Raw genomic sequence first — 21087 nt, 5'->3', positions numbered from 1 at the left:
GAGCCTCGATGTACCTCCGCTGCCTCCTCGTCCCGACCGGCCCGGGGATCGACGCGACGCGTCGGCTGGAGGCGGCCCTGCGCCTCGGGCGGCGCCTGCACGCGCATATCGGCGTCGCCTTCATGGCGCCCGGCCCGGAGCACGTGCTGGCCGCCATGGCGAGCCTCGTGCCGATGGACGGCACGACCATCGAGGCCATCCAGCAGAGCGTCCGGGAATCGGCGGCCGAGAGCAAGGCGGCCTTCGAGGCGTGGTGCGGACGCGCGGGCGTGCCGGTGATCGCGAAGGCCGAGCGCCTGGACGCCACCTTCGCGACGTGGACCGAACTCTCCGGAGAGGTCGAGCCGCTCCTGACGCTGACCGGGCGGGTCAACGACCTCGTCATCGTCGACCGCCCGGATCCGGACGAGCCGTTCACGGGCCGCGCCCTCGACACCGCCCTGTTCGCCGTCGGCCGGCCGACCCTGGTCGTCGGCGAACACATCCCCCACGACCTGCTGGACCACGTCGTGATCGCCTGGAACGGCAGCCTGGAGGCGACGCGGCTGATCGGCCAGTCCATCACGCTGCTGCACGAGGCCGCGCGCGTCACGGTCGTGCACGCGCAGACCGAGCGCTTCGCGGAGGTGCGGGCAGCGGATCTGTGCGCCTATCTGCGCTGGCACGGCATCGTGGCGGAGGCCGTCAGTCTGCCGGTCGAGGACGGGACCCCGGTCGGCGCGGCGATCCTGGCGGAGGCGGGACGGCGCAACGCCTCCCTGCTGGCCATGGGCGCCTACACGCACAGCCGCGTGCGCGAGTTCCTGCTCGGCGGCGTCACCCGCCATGTCATCGAACACGCCGGCATTCCGGTGCTCATGGCCCACTGAGTGCGGGCCTGGGCAGAGGGCTCGGTTTCGGCCGGGCGCCCGGTCGCGATGCAGTTCCACCGCCGCAGCCCGGTCCGGGGGGCGCGGGTTGCGCCTCTGCGTCCGGATCCGGCCGGAGAGCGCAATTGTAGCCGGTATCGACGGCGCGCCAGAACAGGTCCCGGAACGCCGCCCCGTGGCGCGAGAGGATGGCGTCGATCAGGACCCGGGCCGCGGCGGCGTCCGCCGCGCTCCAGTCCCCCGGGCATGGGGCCGGCGGCGTCCCGGCCTCGTCGGCTCCTGCCGCGTCGGCCCCTGCCGCGTCGACTTCTGGCGCGTCGGCTTCTGGCGCGGGGTCAGGCATTGGCGAGGCAGCGCTCGATCTCCTCGACCGGGTGCTTGGTCAGATCCTTGTCGACCTCCGCCACGACGACCCGCCGCAGGCGCTCGGGCAACGCGCGCCGCATCTCGGCGAGGGTCTTCGGCGGGGCGACGACGATCAGGGCCGTGACCGGATCGAAGGCGTCCAGCGCGTGAGCGACCGCTTTCGCGAAGCGTCGCTCGGCGAGATCATGCCAGTCCGTCTGCGCGATGGCGCTGCGCTGGTCTCCGAGCCTGACCCGCGGCGGCCTATCGGTGCCCTGCGCGTGGGTCGGCGGGTTCGGGGGCGCCTCGAACGCGAGCTGGACCTGGAGGTCCGGCTTCGGGTGGACGCTCACGTTGCGGAGCACCAGGGCCTTGCGGCCGTCGCAGACGACGACGTAGCCGCCGTGCGGGATCATGCGGGTGCGTGTATCGGACATGCCGCCCATCCCTGCTCTCAGTGGCTCATCAGGCAGCAGACCGGGGCGCCGGCCAGCAGTTCGCGGGTGACGCCGCCGACGACCCACTCGCGCAGACGCCCGTGCCCGTAGGCGCCCGTGACGATCAGGTCCGCCCCATGCTCTGCCGCCGCCTCGACGAGCGCCAGGGACACCAACTCGCCCTGGGCATCGCGCCGGACGCGGATCGCGGAGACGTCATGGGCCTGAAGGAGGCGGAGGGTATCCTGCCCTTCGGAACTGGCTCCGTCGTCGACGGAGACGACGAGCACCTCCGAGGCGCGCTTCAGGAAGGGCAGCGCGTCCCAGACCGCCCGGCGCGCCTCGCGCGTGTTCTTCCAGCCGATCACCACGCGCTTCGCGTCGAGATGGTCCAGATCCGGCGGCACCACCAGCACCGGACGGCCGAGCTGCATGACCGCATCGGCCGGATCCACCGCGAACAGGGGGGGCCCGGGGACTCCGCGGCCGACCACCACGAGGTCGGCGGCCGCGGACTGTGCCGCCAGGAACGCCACCGGGACATCGAGGTTGGAGCGCCACTCGAGGCGGTTGCGGCCGCCGGCCGCCGCCGCGAAGGCCTCGTGGGCGACCCGGAGGTCGTTCAGGACGGTCTCGCCGGAATCGGCCAGCGCGTAGGCGCTCGCCGGCGTCGGGCCCACCGGCGGGACGACATAGGCCGGCTGCTCCGCGGCGACGCCGATCAGGCGGGCGTTGAAGTCGTCGGCGAGGCGGCCTGCCAGGCGCACGCGGTTTCGCGCGCCATCCGTCAGGTCCATGGCGACCATGATGCTCGCATAGGTCATGGAACGTCTCCGGCTCGAAGGACGGCGGCGGGATGGCGGCGGGATGACGGCGGGCCCGGCCGGCGCCCCCCGTCGGTTCGGGCCTCAGCCCCGCGTCCGTCAGCCCAGCGTCAGGTGGTCCTCGACGGCGCGCACGCCCGGCGCCGACCACGCCGCGTTCTCGGCGAGCCGGCGCTCGTGCCACGCGTTCACCTTGCCCTCCAGGACGACCTTCGCGTCCTTGACGGTGACCTTGATGGCGTCCGCCTCGAGTTCGGCGTTGCGCTTCAGCGCCGCCAGGATCTTCGCACGCACATCGGGCACGCTCGCCTTCGGCGCCACCTCGATGGTGTTGAGGATGCCGGCCACGCCCGCGAGGCGCTTGATCGACCGGTAGGCTTCTTCCTTCTGATACTGCCAGTCGACCCGGCCGGTCAGCGTCACCCAGCCGTTCTGAACTTTCACCTGCACCGCACCCTTCGGCACGGTCGCGGACCAGTCGAGCATCTGCACGGCGCGCTGGGCGAGGTCCTCGTCGCGCGGCGGCGTCTCGCCGCCGAAGCGGACCTTGATCTCCTCGACGACGCCGCGCACCCCGCGCACCTTCTGGGCCGCCTTCTCGGCGGCGACGCGCTCCGTGTAGCTGGCGACGTGGCCCGTGAGCGTGACGATGCCGTTCTCGACGGCGACGCCGATATGTGCGGCGTCGATGCTCGGGTCGAAGTCCAACTCGTCGATGACGTTCTGGCGGATCAGCTTGTCGCCCATGTCGGTCTCCTCCGATGAGGTCCAGGCCGTGCCCGGTCCACGCCGACGCTAGGCCCGGCAGGCGGTCGGGCATTGATCCAGCGCAAAGGGGGCGCCCGCCGGCCTCCGATCCGGCATCGGGCAGGCCCGGGTGCCGCCGGCAACGGCGCAGCCGGCGGTCACGGTGGAGACCATCGCCCGGGCCTCGAACAACCGGTCGAACTGCGGCACGTCCGAGAAGGCGCGCGGCACGCGTGCGTTGCCCGAGATCAGGGCGAAGGGGATACCCTTCCGGCGCAGGGCGCAGGCCAGCGGGAAGCCGGAGCCGTGATTCAGGTCGATGCTGACCACCGCGAAGTCCGGAGGCGTCTCGTCCAGGCAGCGGGCCGCCTCCGCGCTGGTTCCGTAGGGTCCGCGCACCGCGCAGCCGGCCTCGGCGAGGACGTCCTCCAGCCACATGCCCGGCAGGGCCTGCGGCTCCGCCACCAGCACGACCGGCCTGTCCCCTGGTCCGCTCCTCATCGCCCGTCTCCCAGTGCCGTTGCGGTGCGGCCAGGATGGACCGGTCGGTCCGGTCCGCGTTGCGCCAGGTCAAGGGCGGCGTGACCGTACCGCACAGGGCCGTGCCGGGCTCCTGCCGGACTCATGCCGGGCTCATGCCGCGGAACGCGACGCGGCCGGCTTCGCCGCGAACCGGATCGAGCGGGCCACCCTGAGGGCCGCCGCGAGGTCGTCCCGGTCGGTGCCGTAGCGGTGCCAGAGATTCTCCAGCCAGTCCGGAGGCCCGGCCTCGGCCTCCGGGATCTCGGAAAACGGCACATGGTACATGCCGTCGAGCGCCTCGATGCCGTAGCCGGTGACGGCCCATTGCCGGCCCTGCCAATGCACGGGGGCGGTGAGATCGTGGCTCATGGGGATGCCTCCTTATACCGTGGCCTCGGACAGTTGGGCGACCAGGCAGGTGTCGGCCCGCAGACGCCAGTCGACGATGCCGGCCGCTTCGCAGAACAGCGCCTGGGCCGCGCAGGCCGCGGTGACCTCCGACCGGGCGGGGACGATGACCTGGTGCTGCAGGATACGGTGGTCGTGGCCGCTATCGTCCGGCACGACCTTGTGGAAGGTCACGAGGTATTGGCGCATGGTGCGCCTCCTGTCCGAGAATCCCTTCAGCCTGGGGCCCGCGAGGACCGGCGGCCTTGATCCAGCGCAAGGATGGGCGCCCGGTCAGGTTTCCGGGGCCGGCGGGAAGAGACGGTCTCGGCTGGGCTCGGTCCCGATGCCGGCCGCCGCCCGGGCGGCCCGGTGCGCCTGCGTCTTCCCGTGCAGCGGCCAGTACCGCTCCATCGCCAGGTAGGTGAACGAGGCCGACCACCCGATCAGGAGCAGGCCGTTGAGGGCCTCGACCCCGGCGAGCAGCCGCGTGTGCGAGGTCGGAAAATGGTCGCCGAACCCGAGGGACGTGTAGGCCACCACGGAGAAGTACAGGCAGTCCTCGAAGGTCTCGACCGGCGCGCCCGCGAAGGTGCCGATGCCGAGCCGGAGCACGAGCAGCCAGTAGGCGCCGGCGTAGATCCAGACGGCGACGGTGTGTCCGACGAAGGTCATCAGCACCACGGCCAGGATGCGGACCCGCGGCGGGACCGGCAGCTCGGACAGGTGCTCCGAGGTCAGCCGCAGCGTCTCGTAGAGGACCAGGATCGTGGACACGACGAGGGCGACGCTGGCCGTCATGGCGAGGAGCATGGCGCTGGACCGGACGACTGTTCCCCTCGACCCTGCCTGAGACACCGCGGACCTCATTGACCTGGCTCAAGCGGCCCCGCAGCCGCGCGGTGATCCAGATCAAAGCGCGTCCTTCCCGGATGGCCTCCTCTACAAGCGGCGCCCCGCGACGGGCGCCCCGACAGGGGAGACGACCATGGCCGACGTGCATGTGGCCGAGGAACTCTGGTCCACCAGCATGCTGCCTGAGGGCATTCTGGAGCGGTGGTTCGTGGCGGACGGAGCGCGCGTGCGCGCCGGCGAGGCCGTGGCCGCCGTCCGCATCGGCGATGCCCTGCACGACATCGCCTCGCCGGCCGAGGGCTGCCTGACGGTCCTCGCCCCCGTGAACCAAGTGGTCGACCCCGGCTGCGTCATCGCCGAGGTCCACGCCTGACGCCGCGCCGCGGCGATGGTTTCCACACCGGCCGTGGCGCGGTGCCCGGCCGGTCCTATCGGAGGCAGATCATGTCCCGCGCGGACCCGGCCCCAACACAATCGCCGACGTGGCGGACGGACGAGATTCTGGTCAGCATCCTGCAGTACACGGCCGGCATCGCGCTGGTGCTGACGGCGTGGGTGCTGGCCTTCACCGACCATGCCCGTGCGGCGGGGTCCGCGCTGCTGCCGGGCTTGCTCATCATCATGCTCTACGGCGCCAACCAGATCCGCTTCCGGGCCGTGCTGGAACGGACGGTCCTGCTCGTCGGGGTTTGGACGCTGGTCGCACCCTGGGCCCTCGGCTTCGCGGCGAATGACGGCGCGACCTGGGCGCATGTCGTTCTCGGGAGCCTGGCCGTCGCCTCCGCCACGGCCCTGCTGCGGATCGCGAAACGGCCATGACGGTCTCGCTGCCCGCCGCCTGCGCGGCGCTCCTCGCCGGCCTTCTGGCAGTCGGAACCGGCGCCGCGGCGGCCGATCCCGACGAGGGTCACCGCCTCCGGGGATGGACCATCGCCACGCAGCTCTGCAGCCCGTGTCACGTCATCGGTCGCGTCCCGCAGGCCGGCGACGCCATGGGACCGTCCTTCGTCCGGATCGCCAACATGCCCTCGACGACCGGACTGGCGCTCAACGTCTTCCTGCAGAGTCACCACCAGCGCATGCCGAGCCTGCGGCTCGACCGCGACGAGATGGATGCGGTCATCGACTACATCCTCAGCCTCAAGGAGGCCGAGGCCATCCGGCCATGAGGCGCGGCACGCTTTCGGAGCCCGTCAGGGACGAGACGCGGATACGCCTGCAGACATGCCTGCCGCCCGTCAGGCCGCACGCGACGGCCTCGGAGCCGGGCAGGCCCCGCGCCGGACGGCCGTTGCTCTCCGGCGTCAGTGATGGGCTGGGCGTCGGCGATGCACCGGTTGCCCGGGTCGCGGCCTTCGGGGCGGCCGTCGCGTCTCCGCGCCGTCAGGATACCGGAACCGAGGCGCCGGAGGTATCGGCCTTCAGGTGCTCCCGGAACCACCGCGCCGCGTGCTGCGCCACCGTCTCGAGCGTCCCCGGCTCCTCGAAAAGGTGCGACGCACCGGGCACGACGACCAGGCGCTTGACGCAGGTCAGACGGGCCAGGGCCGCCTCGTTCAGGGCGAGAACCTCGGGGTCGCGGCTCCCCACGAGCAGCAGCGTCGGAGCCCGCACGCGGGCCAGGGTCGCGCCCGCCAGGTCGGGGCGGCCGCCGCGCGACACGATCGCCCCGACCTGATCCGGCTCGGCGGCGGCCGCAATCAGCGCGGCCGCCGCCCCGGTGCTCGCGCCGAAATAGCCCCGCGGGAGCCGCCGCAGATCCCGCTGGCCGGAGAGCCACGCGGCCACGGAGCGCAGCCGCCCGGCCAGGAACGGGATGTCGAAACGCAGCTGGCCGGTCCGGCGGTCGGCCGTCTCTTCGCTCGGGGTCAGAAGGTCCGCCAGCACCGTCGCGAAGCCCACCGCATTGAGCGCCTGCGCGACGCTGCGGTTGCGCGGGCTGAAGCGGCCGCTTCCGGAACCGTGCGCGAACAGGATGACGCCGCGGGGCGTGCGTGGAACGTGCAGGTCGGCCGCCAGGAACGCCGCGGCGGCCGGAATCCGGATCTGCTGCTCGCGCGGAGCGAGGATTTCGTCCATGGCCAGCTCCTCCGCTGGGGAGAGGATCGCGCCGGCGGCTCAGAGGCCGACCGGGAAGGTTTCCGGCACCTCGCCCGCATCCCACTCGGCCGTCCGCTCCAGGGGCGTCACCGCGCGTGTCTCGTCGAAGTGGAGGATCGCGTCGAACTGCTCCGGAAGGCAGGCTCGGGCATAATGGCTCTGCAGCTCCGTATCGGGCCGGTAGATGACGCCGATCGCCCGCTCGATCCGGTCGGTCCGGAGGATTTGCTCCGCCTCCCCGCCGAGGGTGAGGGGCAGCAGGAAGCGGCCTATGCCGAGGGCGTGGAACAAGGCCTCGTAGCTGTCGGGTCGCGCGGGACGCACGCGCTTGCGCTCGGCCGGCTGATCCCAGTCGGAGGCGGCCGTCACGGTCCCCGCGTAGGTGGTGAAGCCGACGCTCACGACGGCGCGGCCGTGGCGCTCCCGCAGCAGCTGCCCTAGGTTCAGTTCGCCCCGCTCGCCCATCGCAGTGGCGCGGGCGTCGCCAAGATGGGAGTTGTGCGCCCAGACGGCGATCTTCACCGGGCCGGGCCGGCGCTCCAGATGCGCCACCAGCCGCTCCAGGCTGTCGGCCATGTGGCGGTCCCGCAGGTTCCAGGAGGAGACCTCCGCCAGGAACATCGTGCGGTAATAGGCTTCGGCGCTCTTGACGACCCGTGCGTTCTGTTCGGCGTTGAAGAGTTCCTCGCCATCGGCGCTGCCGCTCCAGGACAGGGTATCGGCCGTGCGCCGCTGCAGCGCCAGGAGCTGGGCGACGGCCTGCTCCTGGCAGGATCCGATGCCCTTCAGCCCGGTCATGAAGCCGTAGGCCTGGCCGCTGTCGCCGAACCGGTCGAAGCAGGCGTAGCGCGTACGCGCCACCGCGGCGGCGGCCGGGTCGACGGCTTCCAGGCAGCGGAGCACCGCCTTCATCGAGGCGCGCAGGCTGTAGAGATCGATGCCGTACACGCCCACCCGCGCCTGCGCCGGCAGGCCCTGGTTGTGGATGCGCAGCCACTCGACGAACTCGACCATCTCGGTGTTGCGCCACATCCAGGTGGGGAAGCGGCGGAAGCCGGCGAGCGCCTCGACGGCGTCGAGGTCGTCGCTGTCGCCGCGGACGTAGCGGTTCACCCGCCAGGCATCCGGCCAGTCGGCCTCGATGGCCACGGCCCCGAAGCCCTTGTCGGTGATCAGCCGCCGGGTGATCTCCGCCCGTTCCCGGTAGAATTCGTGCGTCCCGTGGGAGGCCTCGCCGAGGAGCGCGAAGCGCGCGTCGCCGATCAGCGCCAGCAGCGGATCGTAGTCGTCGGGGCCGCCTTCCAGGGGGATCGCCGCCGCGCGCAGGCGGCGGAGGACCGTGGGGTCCGGCGCGTCGTCGGCGTGCGCCGCGGCGGGATCGGCCGCACCCGCGGCCTGCGCGCGCCCGAGCAGCCGGCGCACCTCGTCGTCGCTCGTCTGCGTGAAATCCCGGTACGCGGCGCCCACCGCCCAGAACGGTTCGGGCAGGTCGGCGCAGACGACCGCATCCGCCTCGTGTTTCAGCCGCTCGACCGTCTCGCGGGAGGCGGTGGGCACGGCCACGACCACCTCCTTCGGCTGGCGCTGCCGGATCGCCCGGATGGCGGCCTGCATCGAGGCGCCGGTGGCCAGGCCATCGTCCACCAGGATGACGGTGCGCCCGCGGACATCGGCGGGCGCGCGCCCGCCGCGATAGACGCGCTCGCGCCGCAGGAGCTCCTCTTGCTCCTGCGCGGTGACCGCGTCGATCAGGTAGGGGGGGACCTTCAGGGACGCGACGATGTCCTGGTTGAGAACCCGCACACCGCCGCTGGCGATGGCGCCCATGGCGAGTTCCTCGTAGCCCGGCACGCCGAGCTTGCGCACGATGAACACGTCGAGGGGCGCGTGCAGCGCGTCGGCCACCGCGGCCGCCACCGGAACGCCGCCGCGCGGCAGCGCCAGGATCACGACGTCGGAGCGCCCGGCGAAGGCGGCGAGTCCCTTGACGAGTTCCCGGCCCGCTTCGGCGCGGTCGCGAAAGATGCGCTCGGCCATCGCCACCCTCCCGCTGCGCGGATCCCGGAACAGGATCGTCGTTCGCCGGGGCGGGCGACCCGACGCGTCGGGCCCACCCCGGGCTCGCGTTCGAAAGCCGGCTACGCGGCCTGAACGGCGATCGTCGTCTCGGCCTTCGCCTCCGCGGTCTTCGGCAGCGTCACCGTCAGCACGCCGTTCTTGAGGACCGCCTCGATCTTGCTCGCGTCGACGCCCGGCGGCATGCGGAAGGCCCGCTCGATGGCGCCGAACCGGCGCTCGGACAGGTAGAAGCCCTCGCCCTTGCGTTCCTGGTCTTGCCGCTTCTCCCCCTTGATCATCAGCATGCCGTCGGTGACTTTGACCTCGACATGCTTCTCATCGATCCCGGGAAGCTCGGCCGTGACTTCGTAGCAGGTCGGCTTGTTCTGTATGTCGGCCACGGGAGACAGTTGCCACAGCGCGCCGCCGGTGAACGGCGTGGTGGCCGCCCCGAGGAAATCGAAGGGCACGCGCTTCAGGCTGCGCGCCAGATCGTCGATGAGATGATCGATGTCCCGGCGCACATTCTCGAACGGACGCCATTCGGCCGGTGCGGACGCGCGCTCCGACCCGTCGCTGCTGACCGACACTTTTGTACCGGACTCGGCCATGGGGAATGCCTCCTCTCAAAAAGTGGTCCGCATCGGTAGGGCCCGCACCCCGATGCGGCATTGATCCACCTCAAGATCAACCGCGCCCGAAGACACGAAAATAAAATATAATCAGAGTACGAATATTTGGAAAAACGACGACATCAACAAGACATCGAGACAACCTCAGGCTGTCCACGCAGGATCTCCATCCGCACCGCAGGCGCGCGCGGGGGGCCGGGATCCAGCCGTCGGTCCCAGGGCGGCCTGCCCGCGCCCCTTCGTCAGCGATGATGCGCGGAGACGGCGCGCAGAACCTCGCCCGACAGCCCGGCGCCGACCTTGTGGGAGATGTCCCCGAGGCTCACCATGCCGACGAGCTTCTGGTCGGCGTCGATGACCGGAAGGCGGCGGACCCGCTTATTCTCCATGATCTTGATCGCCAGAGCGAGATCGTCATCCGGAGCGCAGCAGGCGACCCGGGTGGTCATCACGTCGGTCGCGGTCAGCGTCTGCGGGTCCTTGCCGTCCGCCAGGGCGCGGCACGCGATGTCCCGGTCGGTGACGATGCCGACCAAGTGGCCGTCCGACTTGACGGGCAGCGCGCCCACATCGGCATCCCGCATCTGCCGCGCAATCACGTCGACGCGCGTCTCGGCCGAGACGAAAGTCGCACCTTTGTGCATGACGTCACGGACTTTCATGAGCTTGGCCTCGTGCTGATGGTTTCGGATCCGCCCCGGAATCGCCTCCGCGCGGATTCTGTCTGAAACCCTCTTCCGGCTGGAATGACCGGCATTGATGCAGGTCAACGGAAGTTTCGTTCAGCTCAAGACTTCGTCCGAAGCTCGCGCCCGAAGCACAGGCGTTCCGCGGGCCCCGGCGACCGGTGCGCGAAACCTTCCGCGGCTCAGTGCGCCATCAGGGTCGGCACCGTTATCCTGCGGAGGAGGTCGCGGCTCGCCCCGCCGAGGAAGACCTCGCGCAGGCGGGAATGGCCGTAGGCCCCCATCACGAGAAGGTCGACGCCGGCCTGGGCGACCTCCGCCAGCAGGGTTTCGCCGACGGTGGTGCCGCTGATGATCGCGCGGTAATCGGCGGCGATGCCGTGGCGACCCAGATGCTTCACCACGCGGGCGCCGCCCTCGCTGACGCCGGCCACCGCCTCCGTCTGCACCGTGAGGACGCGCACGCGCTCGGCGCGGCTGAGGAGCGGCAGCGCATCGGCCAGCGCCCGTGCGGCCGCGGCGCTGCCGTCCCAGGCCACCGTGACGGCGCCGAACCGCGCCGGCCGGCCCCACCGCGCCGGCACCACGAGGATCGGCCGGCCCGCTCCGAGGAGAAGGTCTTCGATATAGGCATCCGCCGGCTTGTCGCGGCCCGGATCGGCCCGCTCGACCACGATGAGATCGGCGAGGCGGGCCCGATCCAGCAGGCGGCTCCGGATGTCGCCCGCGCTCCCGCTCAGGGTTTCCATCTCCATCGGCACGTCGGCGGTTCTGGCGGCGTAGGACAGGTCGTCGGCGGCGTCGCGCACCACCGCGAGGGCGGCCTCACGGGCCGAGAGGGCGAAGCCGTAGGGCAGCTCCGCCAGGGGGGCCTCATCGCCGCCCTCCGGCTGGAGGTACAGGCATCCGGCCGCGGCCCCGACCTCCCGGGCCAGGGACAGCGCGTAGGGCCCGGCGGCCTCTCCGACCGCGTCCGCGACGATGAGCAGATCCTTGATCATGGCGCGCATCCTGTGAGGGCGAACCGGAGGACGATCCGCGTTCCGGTCCAGGCCGCCAGGGTGCGCCGATGGGCACGGCGAGCCTTGATTCATCGCAAAGAGGCCGGACGGCCGGCCTTTGATGTCCCTCAATGCCGCGCCCGGGCCCGAGGCGGATCCTGGCGGCTCACTCGGGCACGCGGAGGCGGGCGATGCGTGACGTCCTGGTCGTCTATTATTCGCGCTCGGGCACGACCGACGTGGTGGCCCGGGCGCTCGCGACCGCGCTCGGCGCCGACCTCGATCGGATCACGCCTGCGGTTTCCTATGCGGGGGCGGCGGGATTCGTGAGAGGCCTGTGGCATGCGCTCCGTCGGATCGGGCCGCCGATCCGGAAGCGCTTCGATCCGGCGCCGTTCAAGACGGTCGTCCTGTGCTCACCCGTCTGGGCCGGCCGGCTTCCCGGGCCGGTGCGGACCTACCTCCAGGAGGCCGGGGCGCCGCCGCACCTGCTCGGCGTCGCCGTCTCGGGCTCGGGGGGCGCGCAGGCCGCCTTCTTCCGCGATCTGGAGCAGATCAGCGGCTGCGCCGGCATGCCCACCCTCTCGTTGACCCAACGCCAGGTCCTGACCGGCGCGTATCGCCCGTCCCTGGATGCGTTTGCCCAGACGGCGCGTCGCGGCTTGAGCGACGCGGCCCCGGCCCGGCCCCGCGCGGACGGCAACGCGCCGGATCGGTCCGGTCCGGACGGCCTTCCGGGCGGCGGCCTCATCGCCTGAAGGCGGGCAGCAGGGGAAGGAACGTGATCGCGATCTCGAGGGCGATCAGCAGGACGACCACGATCTCCAGGCGCAACGAACGGTTCGTGTGCATCAGGTCGGTGAGCGCGGTCGCCGTCGCGCCGATCACGGTGAGCTTGCGATTCAGCGTGGCCGTCCGCTCCCGCAGCTCGTACTCGTCCTCGAGGCGCGCGTAGAGGCGTTCCAGGCCGGGCTGATCCCACAGCACCTCGGGCTTCTCCTCGACCGCCACGCGCCCCGACACCCTGTGCTGGACGAGCAGCGTGCTGCCGACATGCTTCAGGACGGCCCGACGGCCGCCCGATGCGCGCCCCGTCTCGGCCAGGCGCCGCGCCAAGGGCTCGATCACGTCGAAGACAGCCGCGACCTCGATCTCGTTCTGCGCCAGCGCCGTGCTCTTGGCGAGGATGTCGGCGATGACGATCAGGCGCCCGGGCGTCAGCTGGCGGATGGCGATCCGGCCGCCGGGCACGACCTGATCGTCGTGATCCGGCCCGATCTCGATCGTGGCGGTCTCCTCTTCCGGCCGCGTCACGGGACCGCGGACGCGCGACAGCAGGCCTGCCGCCATCGCCTCCTCCTCGCTCGGGGACAGCCCGACCGTCACCACGACCCCGTAGCGGAAGACCACCGCGAAACCGCACCCGACCCGCAAGGCGAGCGGGTTGATCGCGAGCGTGTCGTTGCGTTCGAGACCCGCCGTATCGATGCGGTCGCCGAGGATCCGGGCGCGGGCGATCAGGCGTTGCGGTTCGACCGGCAGCGTGTCCTGACTCAGCGGAACCCCCGACCGCGTCGATCCGATGCCCGGCCGCGAGAGGGACCCGGCGCCCGGTTTGATCCAACGCAAGGTGTCCCGTCGCCCCGCGCAATACGGTCCCGGGCACGGCGGCGACACGCGCGCCGGACCCGTTGAGGGAGCGGAGGATGCGCACCATCGACAATCAATCGCAGGACATCTTCCTGAACGGATTGAGTCTCCTGCTGGGCGTCGGCCTGATCGCGGCGCCCTGGTATTTCGGATTCGCGTCCGAGACCGCCGCGGCTTGGAACGCCTGGATCTTCGGCACCACGGTCGCGATCCTCGCCGTGCTGGCGCTGATGCAGACCTACGACTGGGAGGTCTACGCCATCGCGGCAGCGGGACTCTGGGTCTGCCTGGCCCCTTGGGCACTCGGCTTCCAGGAGGCCACGGTGGCGACGTGGGCGCATGTGAGCTTCGGCATCGCGCTGATCATCTCGGCGAGTTCCGAAGTCTGGCGTCTGCGCGAATCCCCGTCGGCCTACGAGGTCTGAGCCGGCGCCGCCCCCCTGACCCGCACCCCCGCCGTGCCGCGGCCTGCCTCGTCCTCCGGGGGGCCGCCGTTCCGGCCCTCGCCGGATCCGGCCCTGGAGGCGTGGCGCCCGCGCCGATGCGCTGGAGCCCCCGTCGGGGATCGACCGCGCGGGAGCGCGGGTCCGCCCTCGGTCCGTCGAGGGCCGTGAAGCCATCGTGGTCGTGACGCTCGTAACGCTGCCGTGGCCCCTCGGGGCGCATTCGAGGCGCGGCGCGCCGGCGTTCCCCCCGCTGAGCATCGGATCCATCAGGGCGTCCCAGAGCGGTGGGCGAAGAGCTGCGCCAGCGCGCAGGAGGCCAGCCGCACCTCCGGGCTGTCGGAGCGGCTCGTCAGGATGATCGGGACACGGGCGTCGAGCAGCAGACCGGCGGCGTCGGCGCCCGCGAGATGGATCAGCTGCTTGGCGAGCATGTTGCCCGACACGAGGTCCGGCACCACGAGGATGTCGGCCTCACCCGCGACCGGCGACACGAGGGCCTTCGCGGCGGCGGCGGCGCGGGAGATGGCGGTGTCGAAGGCCAGCGGCCCGTCGACGAGGCCGTCCGTGATCTGCCCGCGCCCGGCCATCTTGCACAGGGCCGCCGCGTCGAGGGTCGAGCCGAGCTTCGTGGAGACCGTCTCGACGGCCGAGAGGATCGCCACCTTGGGCTGCGCGATGCCGAGCGCGCGGGCGAGGTCGATGGCGTTCTGCACGATGTCGCGCTTCTCCTCCAGGCTCGGCGCGATGTTGACGGCGGCATCGGTCAGGAACAGCGGCTTGGGGTAGCTCGGCACGTCGAGGGCGTAGACGTGGCTCATGCGCCGCTCGGTCCGCAGGCCCGTCGCCCGGGCGATGGCGGCCGCCAGGATCTCGTCGGTGTGGAGCGCGCCCTTCATCAGCGCCGTCACCCGGCCGGCGCGGGCGAGGGAGACCGCCTTCTCCGCCGCGGCGTGGCTGTGGGGCGCGTCGACGATCTCGATGCCGTCGAGGACGAGGCCGGCCGCGCGCGCCGCGGCCTCGATCTTCGGCCGCGGCCCCACCAGAACCGGCACGATCAGCCCGGCCTCGCGCGCGGCGCGCGCGCCCTCGAGCGAGACCGCATCGCAGGGATGGACGACGGCCGTCAGCGCCGGGGCGAAGCGGCGCGCCGCCGCAATCATGGGTTTCCAATGCACGCCCCGCTCGTGCAGGTGGACCTCCGGCAGCAGGACGCGCGGCCGGCGCACCTTGTCGGCGGGGGCCAGCACCTCGGCCTCGCCGGTGATGACCGTCTCGCCCTGCGCATTCAGGCAGACGCAGTCGAGGCGGACCCGCTGATCGGCGGCCTCCTTGGCGCGCACGGTGACGCGCGCCGTCACCGTGTCGCCGATCCGGACCGGATGCAGGAACCGCAGGGACTGGCTGAGATAGACCGTGCCGGGCCCGGGCAGCTCGGTGCCGAGCACCGCCGAGATCAGCGACCCGCCCCAGAGCCCGTGCGCGATCACACCGTGGAACCGGTCCGTGGCGGCATAATCTCGATCGAGATGGGCCGGGTTCACGTCGCCGGAGGCCAGGGCGAACAGGCTGATGTCCTGCGCCTGCAGGGTGCGGGTCAGGCTGGCGGTGTCGCCCACCGCGATCTCGTCGAAGGTGCGGTTCTCGATGAAGCGGGGCGGTTCCATCGGGCCACCCGCTCAGGCTTCCAGCACGTAGGCGCCGGGCGCGTCCCCGAGCACCGCGTAGCCCGAGGCCGGTGCGCCCATCGCGGGCGGCGGGGCGGGCGGCCCCGACCGCTCGGCGAGCCAGGCGACCCAGGCGGGCCACCAGGACCCTTCGCACTGCGGCGTCTGCCCGATCCAGGTGTCGGGATCGCGGTAACGGTCGGTCGCCCGCGTGGTGCGGATCCGATGACGGGCCTGCTTCCGCCCCGGCGGCGCGACGATCCCGGCATTGTGGCCGCCGCTGGCGAGGACGAAGGTGACGTCGGTATCGGCGAGGGGGTGGATCTTGAACACCGAACGCCAGGGCGCGACGTGATCGCGCTCCGTGGCCGCCGCGAAGACCGGGACACGGATGTCGCTGATGGAGACCGGCCGGTCTCCGGCCAGGAAACGCCCCTCCGCGAGATCGTTGTCGAGGAACAGGCCACGCAGATATTCGGCGTGCATCCGCGCCGGCAGGCGCGTCGCGTCCGCGTTCCAGGCCGTCAGGTCTGTCATCGGCTGTCGCCGCCCCAGGAGATAGTCGCGGACGATCCGGGACCAGATCAGGTCGTTCGAACGCAGGAGCTGGAAGGCGCCGGCCATCTGCCGGGCATCGAGCGTGCCCTGGCTGCGCATCAGGCTCTCCAGGAAGCTGATCTGGCTCTCGCCGATGAACAGCGTCAGCTCTCCGGCCTCGGTGAAGTCGAGCTGCGCGGCGAACAGGCTGAGTGAGGCGAGGCGCGCGTCGCCGTCCCGGCTCATCGCGGCGGCCGCGATGGCGAGCAACGTTCCCCCCAGGCAATACCCGGCCGCGTGGATCGGGTGGCCGGGAACGATGGCCGCGACGGCCTCGAGGGCCGCCATCACGCCGAGCCGGCGATAATCGTCGAAGGACACGTCCCGGTCCTCCGGACCGGGATTGCGCCAGGAGATCATGAAGACGGTGTGGCCCTGGCCCGTGAGGTACCGGACCAGGGAGTTTTCGGGCGACAGATCGAGGATGTAGAACTTCATGATCCAGGCCGGGACGATCAGCACCGGCTCCGGCCGGACCGCGGTCACGGTGGGGGCGTACTGGATCAGCTCGATCAGCCGGTTGCGGAACACGACCTTGCCGGGCGAGACCGCCACCGCGTCGCCGACCGGGAAGGCGTCGGCGCCGACCGGCTTCAGACCGTCGGCCGCGCGCTGGGCGTCCTCGGCGGCATTGAGCAGGCCCGTGACGAGGTTCGCACCGCCGGTCCGCACAGTCTCGCCCAGCACGACCGGATTGGTCCAGGGCAGGTTCGAGGGCGCGGCGGCATCGAGGACTTGGCGCGCCGCGAAGGCGACCATGGTCTCGTGGGCGCGGCACACGCCGGGCACGCCGGTCGTGGCGTTGTGCCACCATTGCTGGGTCAGCAGGAACGACTGGCAGGCGAGGCTGAAGGGCCAGACCTGCCAGGCCGGATCGTCGAAGCGGTGGTCCTGGGGCAGCGGATCGATGCACGGCGCAGCGTGACCCTGCAGGACGGCGCTGCGGGCGGCGAACTGCGCGAGGCGCACCTGCTTCCGCAGGAGCTTCATCACCAATGTGGCCTGCTTGCCGGGCGAGAAGGCCGCGTGGATGGCCCAGTCGAACCACGCCTCGGCGAGGGCAGCGGGGGAGAGGCCGGCCGTCATCCGGGCGACGGACGCGTGCACGCTCTGATCGATCGCGCGCCGGACCGGCGCCAGATCGTCCTCGTCCTCGGGGGGATCGGGCCGGGATGCCGGGCTGGGGACCTCCGGGATCGGGCGCAGACGCAACCCGGGCCGCGGCGGCTCAGCGGCCGTCTCGGCCCGGTCTCTCACCTCAGCGTCGAGCATGCACGGTCTCCTGCGACGCCGCGCAGGGTACGGCAGGCGCAGCCGCCGTCCCGTGATTCAGATCAAGGTGCGGCGGACGGCCCCCGGCCGCGGTCCCCCGAGGTCACGAGAGGGCGACCGTCTTGCGGAACCGCAGGATCGCCGCGACGACGAACACGGCGCCGATCGCGCTCACCACCACGATGCGGGTCCAGACCGCGTCGAGACCGGCGCCCCGGTAGAGGATCGCCTGCGCGAAGGCCACGAAATGGACCGTGGGGGAGGCCTGGAGGAGCGTGGCGAGCCAGGGCGGCATGCTCTCCAGCGGCGTGTTGCTCCCGGACAGCATGGCGAGCGGCAGGTAGACCAGGAGGTAGATCAGGCCGAGCTGCGGCATCGAGCGCGCGAGGGTGCCCAGGAACAGGCCGATCGCCGTCGCGAAGAACAGGTACGCCGCCGTCCCGACCAGAAACAGCGGGATGGAGCCGATGATCGGCACGTGCAGCAGGCCCCGCACGACGAGGACGAGGGACAGGCCCACGGCCACCAGGATGACGAGGCCGTTGGACCAGACCTTCGCCATGGCGATCTCGAAGGGCGTGACCGGCATCACCAGCAGGTGTTCCAGCGTCCCCCGCTCGCGCTCCCGCACCACCGCCGCACCGGCCAGGATGATGGCCAGCATCGTCACGCTGTTGAGGATCCCCATCACGCTCGTGAACCACGCCGTCTCGGCATTGGGGTTGAAGGCGATGCGCGCGACGAGTGCGACCGGCGCCGGCGCCGCCCCCCCTGCGCGGCCGACGAAGCGGGCGACCTCGTCGGCCACGATCTGCTGCGCGTAGGCTGCGCCGAGGCCGGCCTGCACCATTGCGGTGGCGTCGATGTCGAGCTGGAGCCGGGCTGGCTTCAGACCGAGCAGGTCGGCCTGGAAGCGCGGCGGGATGTCGAGCACGAACGTGTGGGTGCCCGCGTTCAGCGCCGGGACGATGTCCCGTTCGGCGATGGCGACGGGCGGCTTGAAATGGGGGGGCAGGAAGGCCTGCGTGATCTGCCGGGACAGCGTCGAGCGGTCCTCGTCGACGATGGCGATCGCGGCGTTGTGCAGTTCCTGCGAGCTGCTCTGCGCCTGCGCCAGGATGGCGAGGGAGAAGCTGTAGACGACGAGGCCCAGCAGGACGTAGTCGCGCCCGAAGCTGCGCAGCTCCTTGGTCCCGAGCCAGACGATGTTCGCGAGGGTGGCCACGGCGCAGTCCCGTCCGCGATCAGGATTCCTGCCGGGGCATCGCCAAGCAGGCCGCCGCGGTCAGGACGGGGACGAATACAGCCAGGATGGCGAGGCTGCCGGCGAGGTCGGCCCAGCCGAGGCCCTTGGTGAAGGCCCCGAGGCTCACCGGCAGGTAATAGGTCATGGGGAAGAGCCGCCCCAGGATGCGCCCCAGGCCCGACAGGGAGGCCACGGGGACGAGCATCCCGGCGAACATGGTGGCGGGCAGCACGGTCAGGATGGCGGTGCCGAACAGGGCCGCGATCTGGGTCCGCGCGAAGGTCGAGACCAGCATCCCGTAGGCCGTCGTCGCCGTCACGTAGATCAGCGTGCCGACGACCAGGACCGAGGCGCTCCCCTTCAGCGGGACCCCGAAGACGAACTGGGCCAGCAGGACCATCAGCGCGAAATTGACGAGCGCCAAGCCGATATAGGGGAGCTGCTTGCCCAGCAGGAATTCCAGGCGCGTCAGGGGCGTCACGTAGAGATTGGTGATCGAGCCGAGTTCCTTCTCGCGCACCACCGCCAGCGCCATCATGATCGCCGGGATCAGGGCGAGCTGGAGGGCGATCTGCGCCGGCACCATCGCGAAGATGCTGTCGAAATCCTGGTTGTACTTGAAGCGGACCGCGATCTCGGCCTGGGGAGCCGGATCGGCCTTGGCAGGAAATCGCCGCGGATCGGACAGATAGCGCTGGTGCACCCCGGACAGGTAGCCCCGGATGGTCTGCGCGAAGAACGGCCGGGCTCCGTCGATCCAGGCCGCCACCTGCGTCGGCCGCCCGCGGGCCACGTCCCGGCCGAAGCCCGGCGGGATCTCGATCGCGGCCGCGATGTCCCCCCGGGCGAGCCGCCGCTCGAGATCGCCGAACCCCGACAGGGGCGCGGTCTCCACGAAATAGCGCGAGCCGCGCAGGTCCTCGAGATAGGCGCGGCTCGCATGGCTCCGGTCGTGATCGAGCACCGCGAAGGCGACGCTGTTCACGTCGGTGGAAATGCCGAAGCCGAAGACCAGCATCAGGAAGGTCGTGCCCAGGACCGCGAAGGCGAGGCGGACCCGGTCGCGCGCCAGTTCCAGCGCCTCGCGACGCGCGCAGGCGAGGAGCCGGCGCGGGCTGACCGGGATGATGCCGTCCGTCCGGGGGCCGGACGGGGGAAGCCGCGCCTCCGTGATCGCGGGCGTCTGCGGGGGCGCTCCGGTGCCGCCGGCTCCGGCCCGTTCGAGGAGGGTGACGAAGGCGTCCTCCAGGGTGGCGGCCCCGCAACGCGCCACCAGTCCCGCGGGGGTGTCGATGGCCAGGACCCGCCCCGAATCCATCAGCGCGAGGCGGTCGCAGCGTTCGGCCTCGGCCATGAAGTGGGTCGACACGAAGATCGTCACGCCCTGGCGGCGCGCGAGATCGAGCAGGAGAGCCCAGAAGCGGTCGCGTGCCGGCGGATCCACCCCGGAGGTCGGCTCGTCGAGGATGAGGAGTTCGGGCCCGTGGACCACGGCCACCGCCAGGGACAGGCGCTGCCGGATGCCGAGCGGCAGGTCCTCGGCACGCTGATCGACGTGGCGGGCGAGGTCGAACTGCGCGACGAGTTCGGCCACCCGGGCGCGCCTGGCCTCGGGGCTGAGCCGGAACAGGCGGGCATGCAGGGCGAGGTTCTGCCGGACGGTCAGCTCGGCATAGAGCGAGAAGGCCTGCGACATGTAGCCGACCCGTCGGCGCGCCGCGATGCCGCCCGCGGCGACCGGCTGCCCGAACAGGAGCGCCTCGCCCTCGCTCGGCGGCAGGAGGCCGGTCAGGACCTTCATGGTCGTGGTCTTGCCGCAGCCGTTCGAGCCGACGAACCCGAAGATCTCCCCGGGCAGGATGTCGAAGCTGACGCGGTCCACCGCCGTGAAGGCGCCGAACCGCCGTGTCAGGTCGCGGGCGGTGATGATCGGCCGGTCGCGCCCGGGGGCGGCCCTGGGCGGCACCGGCGCCCGGGACGGGGGCGCGTCCGCCTGCGGCAGCAGGGCCGTGAAGGCGGCCTCGACGCCGGCCGCGCCGGTCCGCCGCCGCAGCCCCTCCGGGGAGCCCGTGGCGACCACCCGGCCGTCGTTCATGGCGACGAGCCAGTCGAAGGCCTCCGCCTCCTGCATGTAGGCCGTGGCGACCAGCACCGACATGGCCGGGCGCCGCGCCCGGATGCGCCCGATCAGCTCCCAGAACTGCCGGCGCGAAAGCGGATCGACCCCGGTGGTCGGCTCGTCGAGGATCAGCAGGTCGGGATCGTGGATCAGGGCGCAGCAGAGGCCGAGCTTCTGGCGCATGCCGCCGGACAGCTTCCCGGCCGGGCGGTCCGCAAAGGGCGCGAGCCCCGTGGCGGCCAGGAGTTCGGCGATCCGCGCGTCCCGCTCCGCCGGCTCCTGCCCGAACAGCCGGCCGAAGACGTCGACGTTCTCGCGCACGCTGAGGCTGGCGTAGAGATTGCGCCCGAGTCCCTGTGGCATGTAGGCGATCCGCGGACACGCGGCCGCCCGGTGCCGAGCCTGCGCGATGTCGCCGTCGAGCACCGTGGCGCGGCCCGCCTGAAGCCGCCGGGCCCCCGCGAGAATCGCGAGCAGCGACGACTTCCCGACGCCGTCCGGCCCGATCAGGCCCACGAGCCGGCCGCCGGGGATCGCCAGCGTCACGTCGTCGAGTGCGACGGTCCGGCCGTAGCGGTGGGTGAGATGCTCGACCCGGGCGACGGTGAGATCCGGCGGCCCCATGACGCG

The 21087-nt window shown here is 71.8% G+C and carries 23 protein-coding genes; 6 read left to right on the top strand and 17 right to left on the bottom strand.

What is annotated here, in order from left to right; translation table 11 throughout:
• Window positions 1-8: 8 nt before the first annotated feature.
• Window positions 9-869: a universal stress protein gene (locus tag GGQ91_RS20680; protein ID WP_182592749.1), complete on the top strand. Its 861-nt coding sequence runs from the start codon at window positions 9-11 to the stop codon at window positions 867-869.
• Window positions 870-1204: 335 nt separating this feature from the next.
• Here GGQ91_RS20680 and GGQ91_RS20675 read toward each other — a convergent pair whose 3' ends face one another.
• The 7 genes from GGQ91_RS20675 to GGQ91_RS20645 all read right to left on the bottom strand — a co-directional run bounded on the left by GGQ91_RS20675 (window position 1205) and on the right by GGQ91_RS20645 (window position 4944).
• Entirely contained in the window at window positions 1205-1651 is a 447-nt protein-coding gene (locus tag GGQ91_RS20675; RefSeq protein ID WP_043352661.1) for a host attachment protein, read from the bottom strand.
• A gap of 17 nt (window positions 1652-1668) precedes the next feature.
• Window positions 1669-2475 carry a universal stress protein gene (locus GGQ91_RS20670; RefSeq protein ID WP_043352654.1) on the bottom strand — a complete coding sequence of 269 codons (807 nt, stop codon included), beginning with the start codon at window positions 2473-2475 and terminating at the stop codon, window positions 1669-1671.
• A gap of 99 nt (window positions 2476-2574) precedes the next feature.
• Window positions 2575-3222 carry a BON domain-containing protein gene (locus GGQ91_RS20665; RefSeq protein ID WP_043387185.1) on the bottom strand — a complete coding sequence of 216 codons (648 nt, stop codon included), beginning with the start codon at window positions 3220-3222 and terminating at the stop codon, window positions 2575-2577.
• Between the two features lie 48 nt (window positions 3223-3270).
• The gene (locus tag GGQ91_RS20660; protein ID WP_182592748.1) at window positions 3271-3723 is read right to left on the bottom strand and encodes a response regulator; all 453 of its coding nucleotides are present in this window, start codon (window positions 3721-3723) and stop codon (window positions 3271-3273) included.
• Between the two features lie 132 nt (window positions 3724-3855).
• On the bottom strand, window positions 3856-4113 hold the full coding sequence (locus tag GGQ91_RS20655) for a hypothetical protein (protein ID WP_043352639.1): 258 nt from the start codon (window positions 4111-4113) through the stop codon (window positions 3856-3858).
• Window positions 4114-4125: 12 nt separating this feature from the next.
• Entirely contained in the window at window positions 4126-4341 is a 216-nt protein-coding gene (locus GGQ91_RS20650) for a hypothetical protein (protein WP_043387181.1), read from the bottom strand.
• 84 nt (window positions 4342-4425) lie between these two features.
• On the bottom strand, window positions 4426-4944 hold the full coding sequence (locus GGQ91_RS20645) for a potassium channel family protein (protein ID WP_043387216.1): 519 nt from the start codon (window positions 4942-4944) through the stop codon (window positions 4426-4428).
• A gap of 175 nt (window positions 4945-5119) precedes the next feature.
• Between GGQ91_RS20645 and GGQ91_RS20640 the strand changes: the two genes are divergently transcribed.
• The 3 genes from GGQ91_RS20640 (at window position 5120) to GGQ91_RS20630 (ending at window position 6155) form a co-directional block, all read left to right on the top strand.
• A complete protein-coding gene (locus GGQ91_RS20640) occupies window positions 5120-5359 on the top strand; it encodes a biotin/lipoyl-containing protein (protein WP_043352632.1) in 240 nt (79 codons plus the stop codon).
• 71 nt (window positions 5360-5430) lie between these two features.
• On the top strand, window positions 5431-5805 hold the full coding sequence (locus GGQ91_RS20635; protein ID WP_043352631.1) for an SPW repeat protein: 375 nt from the start codon (window positions 5431-5433) through the stop codon (window positions 5803-5805).
• Window positions 5802-6155: a c-type cytochrome gene (locus GGQ91_RS20630; protein ID WP_182592747.1), complete on the top strand. Its 354-nt coding sequence runs from the start codon at window positions 5802-5804 to the stop codon at window positions 6153-6155. The genes GGQ91_RS20635 and GGQ91_RS20630 overlap by 4 nt, the downstream gene beginning before the upstream one ends.
• Before the next feature lie 214 nt (window positions 6156-6369).
• Here the strand turns inward: GGQ91_RS20630 and GGQ91_RS20625 are convergent, their stop codons facing one another.
• From GGQ91_RS20625 to GGQ91_RS20605, 5 genes are all read right to left on the bottom strand, one after another.
• Entirely contained in the window at window positions 6370-7065 is a 696-nt protein-coding gene (locus GGQ91_RS20625; RefSeq protein ID WP_043387178.1) for a dienelactone hydrolase family protein, read from the bottom strand.
• 39 nt (window positions 7066-7104) lie between these two features.
• Window positions 7105-9123, bottom strand: a complete 2019-nt coding sequence (locus GGQ91_RS20620; protein ID WP_182592746.1) for an erythromycin esterase family protein — start codon at window positions 9121-9123, stop codon at window positions 7105-7107.
• A 101-nt stretch (window positions 9124-9224) separates the two neighbouring features.
• Window positions 9225-9755: an Hsp20/alpha crystallin family protein gene (locus GGQ91_RS20615; protein ID WP_053610281.1), complete on the bottom strand. Its 531-nt coding sequence runs from the start codon at window positions 9753-9755 to the stop codon at window positions 9225-9227.
• Between the two features lie 263 nt (window positions 9756-10018).
• Window positions 10019-10438: a CBS domain-containing protein gene (locus tag GGQ91_RS20610; RefSeq protein WP_182592745.1), complete on the bottom strand. Its 420-nt coding sequence runs from the start codon at window positions 10436-10438 to the stop codon at window positions 10019-10021.
• Between the two features lie 206 nt (window positions 10439-10644).
• A complete protein-coding gene (locus tag GGQ91_RS20605; RefSeq protein ID WP_043386946.1) occupies window positions 10645-11463 on the bottom strand; it encodes a universal stress protein in 819 nt (272 codons plus the stop codon).
• Between the two features lie 191 nt (window positions 11464-11654).
• On the opposite strand from GGQ91_RS20605, the gene GGQ91_RS20600 reads away from it, so the two are divergent.
• Window positions 11655-12221 carry a flavodoxin family protein gene (locus GGQ91_RS20600; RefSeq protein WP_075380915.1) on the top strand — a complete coding sequence of 189 codons (567 nt, stop codon included), beginning with the start codon at window positions 11655-11657 and terminating at the stop codon, window positions 12219-12221.
• Here GGQ91_RS20600 and GGQ91_RS20595 read toward each other — a convergent pair.
• A complete protein-coding gene (locus tag GGQ91_RS20595) occupies window positions 12211-13092 on the bottom strand; it encodes an RMD1 family protein (RefSeq protein WP_403091468.1) in 882 nt (293 codons plus the stop codon). The two genes, GGQ91_RS20600 and GGQ91_RS20595, sit on opposite strands and share 11 nt — an antisense overlap.
• 77 nt (window positions 13093-13169) lie before the next feature.
• On the opposite strand from GGQ91_RS20595, the gene GGQ91_RS20590 reads away from it, so the two are divergent.
• The gene (locus GGQ91_RS20590; protein ID WP_182592744.1) at window positions 13170-13538 is read left to right on the top strand and encodes an SPW repeat protein; all 369 of its coding nucleotides are present in this window, start codon (window positions 13170-13172) and stop codon (window positions 13536-13538) included.
• A gap of 287 nt (window positions 13539-13825) precedes the next feature.
• Here GGQ91_RS20590 and GGQ91_RS20585 read toward each other — a convergent pair whose 3' ends face one another.
• The 4 genes from GGQ91_RS20585 to rbbA all read right to left on the bottom strand — a co-directional run bounded on the left by GGQ91_RS20585 (window position 13826) and on the right by rbbA (window position 21081).
• A complete protein-coding gene (locus GGQ91_RS20585) occupies window positions 13826-15223 on the bottom strand; it encodes a bifunctional enoyl-CoA hydratase/phosphate acetyltransferase (RefSeq protein WP_182592743.1) in 1398 nt (465 codons plus the stop codon).
• Window positions 15224-15235: 12 nt separating this feature from the next.
• Window positions 15236-17092, bottom strand: coding sequence for a PHA/PHB synthase family protein (locus GGQ91_RS20580; RefSeq protein ID WP_182592742.1), 1857 nt, complete (start codon window positions 17090-17092; stop codon window positions 15236-15238).
• A 103-nt stretch (window positions 17093-17195) separates the two neighbouring features.
• Window positions 17196-18317, bottom strand: coding sequence for an ABC transporter permease (locus GGQ91_RS20575; RefSeq protein WP_053610280.1), 1122 nt, complete (start codon window positions 18315-18317; stop codon window positions 17196-17198).
• A 19-nt stretch (window positions 18318-18336) separates the two neighbouring features.
• On the bottom strand, window positions 18337-21081 hold the full coding sequence (gene rbbA / locus GGQ91_RS20570) for a ribosome-associated ATPase/putative transporter RbbA (RefSeq protein WP_182592741.1): 2745 nt from the start codon (window positions 21079-21081) through the stop codon (window positions 18337-18339).
• Window positions 21082-21087: the final 6 nt, after the last annotated feature.

It is taken from the genome of Methylobacterium fujisawaense, assembly GCF_014138435.1.
Classification (GTDB): domain Bacteria; phylum Pseudomonadota; class Alphaproteobacteria; order Rhizobiales; family Beijerinckiaceae; genus Methylobacterium; species Methylobacterium fujisawaense.
Note: the sequence above shows the minus strand (reverse complement) of the source record. Positions and strands in the feature narration are given on the sequence as shown.

Excerpts from the sequence above, each read along its gene's own strand:
- GGQ91_RS20655 (WP_043352639.1), bottom strand. The coding sequence starts at position 4,113 with ATGAGCCACGATCTCACCGCCCCCGTGCATTGGCAGGGCCGGCAATGG.
- GGQ91_RS20650 (WP_043387181.1), bottom strand. The coding sequence starts at position 4,341 with ATGCGCCAATACCTCGTGACCTTCCACAAGGTCGTGCCGGACGATAGC.
- GGQ91_RS20615 (WP_053610281.1), bottom strand. The coding sequence starts at position 9,755 with ATGGCCGAGTCCGGTACAAAAGTGTCGGTCAGCAGCGACGGGTCGGAG.
- GGQ91_RS20640 (WP_043352632.1), top strand. The coding sequence starts at position 5,120 with ATGGCCGACGTGCATGTGGCCGAGGAACTCTGGTCCACCAGCATGCTG.
- GGQ91_RS20635 (WP_043352631.1), top strand. The coding sequence starts at position 5,431 with ATGTCCCGCGCGGACCCGGCCCCAACACAATCGCCGACGTGGCGGACG.
- GGQ91_RS20590 (WP_182592744.1), top strand. The coding sequence starts at position 13,170 with ATGCGCACCATCGACAATCAATCGCAGGACATCTTCCTGAACGGATTG.
- GGQ91_RS20625 (WP_043387178.1), bottom strand. The coding sequence starts at position 7,065 with ATGGACGAAATCCTCGCTCCGCGCGAGCAGCAGATCCGGATTCCGGCC.
- GGQ91_RS20645 (WP_043387216.1), bottom strand. The coding sequence starts at position 4,944 with ATGCTCCTCGCCATGACGGCCAGCGTCGCCCTCGTCGTGTCCACGATC.
- GGQ91_RS20610 (WP_182592745.1), bottom strand. The coding sequence starts at position 10,438 with ATGAAAGTCCGTGACGTCATGCACAAAGGTGCGACTTTCGTCTCGGCC.
- GGQ91_RS20665 (WP_043387185.1), bottom strand. The coding sequence starts at position 3,222 with ATGGGCGACAAGCTGATCCGCCAGAACGTCATCGACGAGTTGGACTTC.
- GGQ91_RS20670 (WP_043352654.1), bottom strand. The coding sequence starts at position 2,475 with ATGACCTATGCGAGCATCATGGTCGCCATGGACCTGACGGATGGCGCG.
- GGQ91_RS20605 (WP_043386946.1), bottom strand. The coding sequence starts at position 11,463 with ATGATCAAGGATCTGCTCATCGTCGCGGACGCGGTCGGAGAGGCCGCC.
- GGQ91_RS20660 (WP_182592748.1), bottom strand. The coding sequence starts at position 3,723 with ATGAGGAGCGGACCAGGGGACAGGCCGGTCGTGCTGGTGGCGGAGCCG.
- GGQ91_RS20585 (WP_182592743.1), bottom strand. The coding sequence starts at position 15,223 with ATGGAACCGCCCCGCTTCATCGAGAACCGCACCTTCGACGAGATCGCG.
- GGQ91_RS20675 (WP_043352661.1), bottom strand. The coding sequence starts at position 1,651 with ATGTCCGATACACGCACCCGCATGATCCCGCACGGCGGCTACGTCGTC.
- GGQ91_RS20680 (WP_182592749.1), top strand. The coding sequence starts at position 9 with ATGTACCTCCGCTGCCTCCTCGTCCCGACCGGCCCGGGGATCGACGCG.
- GGQ91_RS20580 (WP_182592742.1), bottom strand. The coding sequence starts at position 17,092 with ATGCTCGACGCTGAGGTGAGAGACCGGGCCGAGACGGCCGCTGAGCCG.
- GGQ91_RS20620 (WP_182592746.1), bottom strand. The coding sequence starts at position 9,123 with ATGGCCGAGCGCATCTTTCGCGACCGCGCCGAAGCGGGCCGGGAACTC.
- GGQ91_RS20600 (WP_075380915.1), top strand. The coding sequence starts at position 11,655 with ATGCGTGACGTCCTGGTCGTCTATTATTCGCGCTCGGGCACGACCGAC.
- rbbA (WP_182592741.1), bottom strand. The coding sequence starts at position 21,081 with ATGGGGCCGCCGGATCTCACCGTCGCCCGGGTCGAGCATCTCACCCAC.
- GGQ91_RS20630 (WP_182592747.1), top strand. The coding sequence starts at position 5,802 with ATGACGGTCTCGCTGCCCGCCGCCTGCGCGGCGCTCCTCGCCGGCCTT.